The 8508-nt window shown below is 64.3% G+C and carries 10 protein-coding genes, 1 tRNA gene and 1 pseudogene; all 12 read left to right on the forward strand.

Features of this window, described 5'->3' with window-relative positions; genetic code table 11:
• Nucleotides 1–167 (forward strand): annotated as a pseudogene (locus VGL40_11030) (IS5/IS1182 family transposase).
• Nucleotides 168–915: 748 nt separating this feature from the next.
• Entirely contained in the window at nucleotides 916–1356 is a 441-nt protein-coding gene (locus VGL40_11035) for a transcriptional repressor (GenBank protein HEY3315794.1), read from the forward strand.
• 29 nt (nucleotides 1357–1385) lie between these two features.
• Nucleotides 1386–1958, forward strand: a complete 573-nt coding sequence (locus tag VGL40_11040) for a rubrerythrin family protein (GenBank protein ID HEY3315795.1) — start codon at nucleotides 1386–1388, stop codon at nucleotides 1956–1958.
• A 37-nt stretch (nucleotides 1959–1995) separates the two neighbouring features.
• The gene (locus VGL40_11045; protein ID HEY3315796.1) at nucleotides 1996–2370 is read left to right on the forward strand and encodes a desulfoferrodoxin; all 375 of its coding nucleotides are present in this window, start codon (nucleotides 1996–1998) and stop codon (nucleotides 2368–2370) included.
• A 34-nt stretch (nucleotides 2371–2404) separates the two neighbouring features.
• A complete protein-coding gene (locus VGL40_11050; GenBank protein HEY3315797.1) occupies nucleotides 2405–3610 on the forward strand; it encodes a flavodoxin domain-containing protein in 1206 nt (401 codons plus the stop codon).
• A complete protein-coding gene (locus VGL40_11055) occupies nucleotides 3603–4352 on the forward strand; it encodes a flavin reductase (GenBank protein HEY3315798.1) in 750 nt (249 codons plus the stop codon). Before VGL40_11050 ends, VGL40_11055 begins: the two co-directional genes overlap by 8 nt.
• A gap of 103 nt (nucleotides 4353–4455) precedes the next feature.
• A complete protein-coding gene (locus VGL40_11060) occupies nucleotides 4456–5589 on the forward strand; it encodes a hypothetical protein (protein HEY3315799.1) in 1134 nt (377 codons plus the stop codon).
• Between the two features lie 151 nt (nucleotides 5590–5740).
• Nucleotides 5741–5813, forward strand: a tRNA-Ile gene (locus VGL40_11065).
• Between the two features lie 250 nt (nucleotides 5814–6063).
• Entirely contained in the window at nucleotides 6064–6489 is a 426-nt protein-coding gene (locus tag VGL40_11070; protein ID HEY3315800.1) for a PadR family transcriptional regulator, read from the forward strand.
• A gap of 222 nt (nucleotides 6490–6711) precedes the next feature.
• Entirely contained in the window at nucleotides 6712–7215 is a 504-nt protein-coding gene (locus tag VGL40_11075; protein HEY3315801.1) for a DUF2892 domain-containing protein, read from the forward strand.
• Nucleotides 7216–7308: 93 nt separating this feature from the next.
• The gene (locus VGL40_11080; GenBank protein ID HEY3315802.1) at nucleotides 7309–8034 is read left to right on the forward strand and encodes a class I SAM-dependent methyltransferase; all 726 of its coding nucleotides are present in this window, start codon (nucleotides 7309–7311) and stop codon (nucleotides 8032–8034) included.
• Nucleotides 8035–8128: 94 nt separating this feature from the next.
• Nucleotides 8129–8508 (forward strand): ribonuclease HI family protein (locus VGL40_11085; GenBank protein HEY3315803.1); only part of this gene is annotated, 380 nt, incomplete at its 3' end.

Below are 8508 nucleotides of genomic sequence, written 5' to 3' on the forward strand. Positions count from 1 at the left end.
CCACGGGGAGGGGGCAAGAAGAAGCGCAAGGCCAAAGACCAGACCAGCGGAACTTCACCGATCCCGACTCCCGGATCATGCGGTCGGACAAATCGTTTGTGCAAGGGTATAACGGCCAGGCTGCAGTAGATGCGAAGAGCCAGGTCATTGCGGCGGCAGAGGTGACGAAACCGGCAATGTCCGCTTGATGCTGGATGTGGACCTAACGGAGCAGCCCTCTCCAGCGAGAGGGCTGCTTAAGCTGCATTCGGGGACGACCGCCCTGATTCTCTGCGGATGCCTTACCCTTCGACGACTGTCGACAGGTTCCTTTGAGTCCTGGTAGAACGGGTATTCCATTTCGGGCCGCCAATGCTTTATACGTCTTCACCCCCACATAAGCGGCCCCCCAAACGCTCCTTTTCGTCCGCCGGGAGGACGGAGAATCTGACCAGGTAGGTCGGTCTGGCATATTCGGCGAGGCAGCTGTCCCATAAGAATTTGCCTGGGATAAGGAGCCGCATCCAGGGCCTACTGGTTTAACACTGAGGGACCCCGGCCTGATGCCGGCTAGATTCCTTGACGTTTCTGGACCCCATTTTTCCGGCGGTTGATGATACCCCCCTTCTGGGCAGTCAGTGCAAACACGAGTGTCCGTGGCGCAGACTAGGATTTCCCTAGCGCGAACTTCAGTGTCACCTCACAACGGCCCCGGCAAAAATACTCCCCGGAGGGTCTTGACAAACGAACGACTCTTGGATATTATCAGTAACAGGAACGATTACTATTAGCGATAAGGCAGAGTACAGCCCAGTCAGCTGAACCCCACGACCCGTGAGCCAAGGTGAGCCAAGGCTTCGAGCCAAGCCCACCAGTCAAGACCAGGAAGCCGAGACCGACAGCCAAGGCCACAAGCTCCGGGAAGGCGGTGACCGTTTGAGACCCAAGACGGCGTCAAGGAAGACGAAGCAGCGCCAGGTCATCCTGGAGGAGCTGCGCAAGGTCAAGAGCCACCCGACCGCCGACGAAGTCTACGAGATGGTCAAGAAGAAGCTCCCGCGCATCAGCCTGGGGACCGTTTATCGCAACCTCGAGTTGCTGTCGGACGCCGGCGAGATCCAGACCCTCGAGCTGGCCGGGACCCAAAAGCGCTTCGACGGCGAGCCGGCCACCCACTACCACGTCCGTTGCCTCAACTGCGGCAAGGTCGAGGACCTCGACTTCAGCCTCGATGAGTTGGAGGGCATGGAGGAGAAGGTTAGGCGAGAGACCGGTTACGAGGTCTTCGGGTATCGATTGAAGTTCCTGGGCCTCTGCCCGAAGTGCCAGAAAGAGCAAGCCAAGGCTCGCGAGAAGGCCCCCGTGAGGGCCGACTGAACATATCAAACCATCAGGAGGGGAAAACCGTGGAACTCAAAGGCTCGAAGACCGAGAAGAACATCCTGACCGCTTTTGCCGGTGAATCGCAGGCCCGCAACCGCTATACCTATTTCGCCAGCCAGGCCAGGAGCGACGGCTTCATGCAGATCGCTGAGGCCTTCGAGGAGACCGCCAACCAGGAGAAGGAGCACGCCAAGCGGCTCTTCAAGCTGCTCGAGGGCGGCGAAGTGATGCTCCAGGCCGGCTTCCCGGCCGGCGTCGTCGGCTCGACCGCCGAGAACCTGCAGGCCTCGGCGGGCGGTGAGCACCACGAGTGGGAAGAGATGTACCCGGCGTTCGCCAAGGTCGCCGAGGAAGAGGGCTTCAGCGACATCGCCAAGATCTTCCGGGCCATCGGCGTCGCCGAGAAACAGCACGAACGGCGCTATCTCGGGTTCCTCGAGAACATCAAGGCGGGGAAGGCCTTCAAGAAGGACGGGGTCGTCGCCTGGCGGTGCCGGAACTGCGGCTATGTCCACAAGGGCAAGGAAGCCCCGGAGCGCTGCCCGGCCTGCGACCATCCCCAGGCCCACTTCGAACTGCTGGCCGAGAACTGGTAGCCCGAGAACCGGTAAGCCCGAGAAGGAGGAACCCGAGATGACCACGGTCCTCGAGATTCATCAGTGCCAGATCTGCGGGAACACGGTGGAGATGATCCGGGCGGGCCAGGGTCAGCTGGTCTGCTGCGGCCAGCCGATGAAGCTCCTCGTCGAGAACACCGTCGACGCCTCCAGGGAGAAGCACGTCCCGGTGGTCGAGAAGACCGCCGACGGGTTCAAGGTCAAGATCGGCGCGGTGGCCCACCCGATGGAGGAGAAGCACTTCATCGAGTGGATTGAAATCATCGCTGACGGCAAAGCTTATCGCCGGTTCCTCAAGCCGGGCGAAGCCCCCGAGGCCGTCTTCCAGATCGACGCCCCCGAGGTGACCGGCCGCGCCCTGTGCAACCTCCACGGCCTCTGGAAAGGGTGAACCGGCCGAAAACCGCCTGAACGGAGGGCCCGAAATGCCGAAACCATTCAAAGCCGTCAAGGTCTCCGACCACGTCTACTGGGTCGGGGCCGTTGACTGGGGGATCCGCGACTTCCACGGCTATTCCACCGAGCGCGGGTCGACCTACAACGCTTACCTCATCATGGCCGACAGGATCACCCTCGTCGACACGGTCAAGGCCCCCTTCGTCGACGAGCTCCTGACCCGCATCTCCTCGGTGACCGACCCGTCAAACATCGAGTACGTCGTGTCCAACCACGCTGAGATGGACCACTCCGGGTCGCTCCCGGCGGTCATCCAGGCGGTCCAGCCGAAGCGGGTCTTCGCCTCGGTGATGGGGGTCAAGGTCCTCGGCGAGCACTTCCGGCTGGGCCGGGAGATCGAGCCCCTCAAGGATGGGGACAAGCTGAGCCTGGGGAACCTCGAGCTGACGGCCATCGAGACCCGGATGCTCCACTGGCCGGACAGCATGTTCACCTACCTGGCCGGCGACGGCGTCCTTTTCTCCAGCGACGCCTTCGGGATGTACCTGGCCTCGACCGGTCGCTTCGACGATGAGGTCGTCGATTGGGAGTACCAGGCGGCCAAGTACTTCGCCAACATCCTCATGCCCTATGCGCCGCTGGTGGTCAAGCTCCTGGAGAAGGTCGGCCGGCTCGGCCTGGACTTCAAGGTGATCGCCCCTGACCACGGGCCGATCTGGCGGCGGGATCCCCAGACGATCGTCGGGATGTGGGGCCGCTGGGCGGCCCAGAAGCCCGGCAACAAGGCCATCGTCACGTACGGGACGATGTGGCAGAGCACCGCGGCCATGGCCAAGGCCATCGCCGAGGGATTGGCCGCCGGTGGGGTCGACGCCAGGCTCCTCCCGGTCGACGCCACCCACCGCAGCGACATCGTCACCGAGTTGCTCGGAGCCGGTGCCCTGCTGGTCGGCTCGCCGACGCTCAACAACAACATGCTGCCGAAAGTGGCCGACGTGATGACCTACCTGCGCGGCCTGAAGCCGAGGAACCTGATGGGCACGGCCTTCGGCTCCTATGGTTGGAGCGGCGAGGCGGTCGGCCAGCTCAAGGACATCCTTGGCGAGATGAAGGTCGAGCCGGTCGGGGACGGCCTCAAGGTCAGGCACGTCCCCGGCGATGAGGCCCTGAACCAGTGCCGCGACCTGGGCATTCAGGTGGCCGAGAAGTTGAAGGAGGTCGTTGGCCATGGGTGATGAGAACGCTGCCAAGCCCGAGGGCGCCAAATCGGAGATCAACTCGAAGGCCCTGTGGAGCATCGCTTACGGGCTGTATGTCGTGACCTCCCACGACGGGGACAAGCTCAATGGGCAGATCGCCAACACCGTCTTTCAGGTGACGGCGGAGCCGGCGCGGATCGCCGTGAGCATCAACCGCAGCAACCTGACCCACGAATACATCGCCAGGAGCGGCACCTTGGCCGTTTCCTGCCTCGACGAGACGACGCCCATGGAGTTCATCGGGCTCTTCGGCTTCAAGACCGGGCGCGAGGTCGACAAGGTGTCGCAAGTACCGTATCGTCAAGGGGCGACCGGCTGCCCGGTGATCACCGAGAACGCCATCTCGATCATCGAGGCCAAGGTCGTCGACAAGCTCGACGTCGGCACCCACACCATCTTTGTCGGCCAGGTCGTCGCCGCCGAGGTCCTGCGCCAGGGAAAGCCGATGACCTATGCCTTCTATCAGGAGAACAAGAAGGGCCGGGCGCCCAAGAACGCCCCGACCTATCACGCCCCCGAGGCCGAGGCGAAGCCGGCCGAGGCGAAGCCCGGGTCGGCGATGAAGAAGTACGTCTGCGGTGTCTGCGGTTACGTCTACGACCCGGCCGCCGGCGATCCGGACGGCGACATCCCGCCGGGCACCCCCTTCGAGAGCCTCCCGCCCGACTGGAAATGCCCGGTCTGCGGGGCGGCCAAGGATCAATTCTCTCCGCAGTGAGGCAGCAAGGATAACCCGCCTCCGTCCTTGGGACCCTAGCACCGGGTTCCGGAAAGGGGCGGGTTTAATCTTGAGCAGCACCAGCAGGACAAGAGCCGTTTGGATGACCGTGGCCCTTGTGGTCTTGGTCTTGGCCGCCGGGGCCTGGCTGATGTGGCCCCCGGCCCGCGGGCGTTTCCGAGGCGTGGCGATGAAGCCGCTGCCGGCCCCGACGGGAACGACCTCCGCCGTGGAGCAGGGCCGCGAAATCTTCCGGTACGAGACGTATGGTGACGAATACTTCTTCACCGACGACCTGAAGTTGCCATTCTGGCTGCTGGTTCGGATTCCGGCGCCGATCCGCGAGAAGACCCTGGGGGTCATGACCGACCGGGAGGGCAAGATCGTCGGCCTCGAGCCCAAGGTCGGGAAAGACGGCAAGACCCGCTTCGGCGTCACCTGCGCCCTTTGCCACAGCGTGGTCAACGAGAAAGGAGAGCGGCTCGACGGCGTCCCCAACCACCGCCTGAAGCTCGGCACCATCCTGGCCCTGTCGCCGACCATCAGCCGGGCCCAGCGATCGGTCTTCCTCAGCTGGGGCCCCGGACGTCTGGACATTACTTCCGCCAATGAGGCTGAAGACAACATCAACAACCCGGCCAAGATGGAAGCGGCCTTCGGCACCAAGGGCATCAAGTGGTTCAACTTCAACGGGACCTTCGACAGCGCCGCCGAGCGCAGCCATTTCACCATGGACATCGTCGCTCACGGCAACGGCGAGTTCGTTCCCCCGGCCAAATGGGGGATTGTCAACAAGGATCTCGGTGACGGGATCGACTTCATTGGACCGAAGATGCCGGCTCTGGTGACCTACCTGGAGACCCTCGAGCCCCCGTTCCCCAAGCCCGGCTCATACGACCCGGCCATGGCGGCCAGGGGCAAGGTCCTGTTCATGGGCAAGGCCCGTTGCGCCCGTTGCCACACCCCTCCGCTCTACACCAACAACCAGAAGGTCAAGCCGACCGAGGTCGGGACCGATCCGGCCCACGCCGACTCACCCGTGTTCAAGGACGGAACCTACAAGGTTCCCCAACTGCGCGGGGTATGGATAACCGCGCCCTACTTCCATGACGGCAGCGCCAAGACTCTAAAAGACGTGGTCAATCACTACGACAAGCATTTCGGGTTGAACCTGACCGAAGCAGAGAAGAACGATCTGGTTGAGTTCCTGAAATCGCTGCCTGAACGGAGCCAATAGGACTCGGACCCGACACGCACGACCCGGCGGCCGCCGCTCTTGCCGCGGACGGCCCTTTCTTCCGTTTTCTTGACGTAACATGGTCGTGTGCTATAATTTAGAGTGTTTCAATCGATTCATCAGCCGGCGCGGGTGATTCATCAGCCGGCGCGGGCCCATAGCTCAGTGGTTAGAGCTACCGGCTCATAACCGGTTGGTCCCTGGTTCAAATCCAGGTGGGCCCACAAGTCGCGAAGGCCCGGGGGGTTGTCCCCGGGCCCTTTTCTTATTTGACCATTCCAGAGAAAATTGTCACGAGCGTCGTGAAACCCAATCATAGCTGGGCATAAAGTCCAACATCGGCATGCCGCCACAACCTCGAAACGATGTACGCCCTGTGAAAATCGCGCGAGAAGGCAGGTGCCCGACAGGAGGCGCCGAAAGCCCGGTACCGCTCCGGGGCCCCGGTCCTTGATTGCCCAGGGGTGAGTGAAAATGCTCGAACTGGCTATCCTCGGTCTCTTGAAAGACGGCCCGGTTCACGGCTACGAGCTGAAGGGCAAGGTCGGATGGGTCACGGGTGCTTACCGTCCGGTCAGCGACGGCGCCCTGTATCCGGCCATTGGTCGCCTGGAGGCAAAAGGCTTGCTCGAGCGCCACCCGCCTTCGGCTGGGAAGACCAGCGCCCCGCGGGTCGTCCTCTCCCTGACCGCGGCCGGCGAGGCGGAATTCCTCGAACGCCTGCGACGCCGGCGCCCGGCGGATGTGTCCAACGCCGCCCGGTATTTCGTCATTCTGGCCTTTTTCGGCCACCTGACACGCTCGCAGCAAGGCTCGCTCCTGCGACGCCGGCTCGCCTTCCTCAGGAATCACGGGTGTCGGCGGTGCGCGGTCCCCTTCGGCGTCGGGTGCTTGAGCTGACTTCCGAGACCCGTCGCCTTGAGCGGCGCTGGCTGCAAAAGATGCTGCGTCACCTGAACCACCTCGACGACCAGACGGATTGGCGCCTGCTCCGGGGCTGATCCGAGTCGACGACCGCCAATCGGCGAATACTGATAGAGCCGGCTGCTTACTTCAGGCCAAGTCGGCCGCGAGCCGCTTGACGGCCGCGATCATCAGGCGTCCACAGGGGGAGTCGCACAAATGGCCAACCGTTCAGGGGTCGTGGGGAACGTCAGCAGCAGCGGGGTCGTCACGCGTACGGTCATCGGCATCGTTCTCCTGGCCCTGCCGCTCTTCCGGTTGGTCCGGGGGTTCTGGGCCGGGGCCTTCTTCATCGGTGGCATCGAATCCATCCTTTCCGCCTATACCAGGACCTGCCCGCTGTCTGCCGCCTGGAACATGTGGTTCGGCAGCCGTGGTGGGGCCAAACCATTCGGCGAACAGACCGCCCCGCCCCGGTATACCGGCGGTGGCCCGAAACCCGGCCAATCCGGCTCGCAAGGCGACCGTGGCGGGCGGGGCCAAGGCCAGTCCGGGCAGGGCGCCGAGGGTGGGCAGCCTCACCGCGAGCCCATCAGCACAGTGGGCTCTGAGGGGCACCTCCAAGCCCGGACCGGCAAGTCCGATCAGCAAGGCAAGGACGAGGTCGACGCCTTCTCCGGCGGCATCCAGGGCCGGGGCGGGGACAGCGACAAGGACGGCTGAACCGGGGTAGGAGGCGGCCGAGCCGGCGTAGAACTCTTCATCGGCCGGCGCGGAGCAAAGCGACCGGCCGATGAACTCGGACGGAGGTCCGCCGTGGCCGCCATCACCCTGCCCCCCCGGTTGCAGTGCATTGCCGATAACGTTCCCCAGGGCAGCGTGGTCGCCGACATCGGCACCGACCATGCCTTTCTACCGATCTATCTTGTTTCGAGCGGCCGCTCGCCGCGGGCCATCGGGGTCGACCCCAAACCCGGTCCGCTGGCGGCGGCCGCTGTCAATGTCGCGGCGGCCGGGGTCGGCGACCGGGTCGAGCTGCGTCGCGGCAGCGGTCTGAGCCCGCTGACCCCAGGCGAGGCCGACGTCGTCGTTCTGGCCGGGCTGGGCGGCGCGTTGACCTGCAAGATCCTCGACCTCGACCCGGCCGTGCGCTGGAGCGTCGAACGGTTCATCCTCCAGCCGATGATCGGGGCCGAAGTCTTGCGCCGCTGGCTCGATGAGAACGGGCTGAAGATCGCCGACGAAGACTTGGTCGAGGATGTGGGGAGGCTCTACGAGGTGATCGTGGCCGAGCCAAGGACGGGAAGCCAGGCGCCTCAGGCCGACGGGCTCGGCCTGAGCCAGGAGGTGCTGGACTTCGTCGGGCCGGTCCTGCTGAAGAAGAGACATCCCTTGTTGAAGCGGCACGTCCAGGCCATGCTGGCCGAGTTCCAGACGGCCCTGGGCCAGTTGACGGCCGGCCGTACGGCGCGGGCGGCCGAGGTCCGCGAGCGCTACGGGCGCATCGCCGACGGCCTGCGCGAGGTCCTGTGCCGTCTCTGAGCGGGCCTTGTCCGACCTCCCGACTCTGGTCAAACGCCCGCCTTTCTGTTAAGCTGAGATGGGCCGTAGGAAGGGCCCGCGGGGAGGAGAAGCCTTGACCAGTGAGGGACGTCCGGCTCGCCCCGTCGTCGTCTACACCGACGGTGGGTCCCGCCACAACCCAGGGCCGGCGGCCATCGGCGTGGCCCTATTCGACCGGGAAGCGCCGGCTCAGCCGCCCGACCCCCATCCCTTCTTTCAAGTCGGGGTCTACATCGGACAGGCCACCAACAACGTCGCCGAATACCTGGCCCTCCTGCGCGGCCTCGAGGAAGCCATCGCCGCCGGGGCCACGGCGATCGAGGTCCGATCGAACAGCGAGTTGCTCATCAAGCAGATGAAGGGCGAGTATCAAGTAAGGAACGAGGGGCTCATACCTCTCCACGGACGGGCCAGGGTCCTCGCCATGAAGCTACCGACCAGGTTCGTCCATGT

Source organism: Bacillota bacterium, from assembly GCA_036504675.1.
Classification (GTDB): Bacteria; Bacillota; Sulfobacillia; order JAJYWN01; family JAJZPE01; genus DASXUT01.

Bases quoted from the DNA above. Each gene is read 5' to 3' on its own strand.
- VGL40_11045 (HEY3315796.1), top strand. From the start codon at position 1,996: ATGACCACGGTCCTCGAGATTCATCAGTGCCAGATCTGCGGGAACACG.
- VGL40_11050 (HEY3315797.1), top strand. From the start codon at position 2,405: ATGCCGAAACCATTCAAAGCCGTCAAGGTCTCCGACCACGTCTACTGG.
- VGL40_11055 (HEY3315798.1), top strand. From the start codon at position 3,603: ATGGGTGATGAGAACGCTGCCAAGCCCGAGGGCGCCAAATCGGAGATC.
- VGL40_11060 (HEY3315799.1), top strand. From the start codon at position 4,456: ATGACCGTGGCCCTTGTGGTCTTGGTCTTGGCCGCCGGGGCCTGGCTG.
- VGL40_11070 (HEY3315800.1), top strand. From the start codon at position 6,064: ATGCTCGAACTGGCTATCCTCGGTCTCTTGAAAGACGGCCCGGTTCAC.
- VGL40_11075 (HEY3315801.1), top strand. From the start codon at position 6,712: ATGGCCAACCGTTCAGGGGTCGTGGGGAACGTCAGCAGCAGCGGGGTC.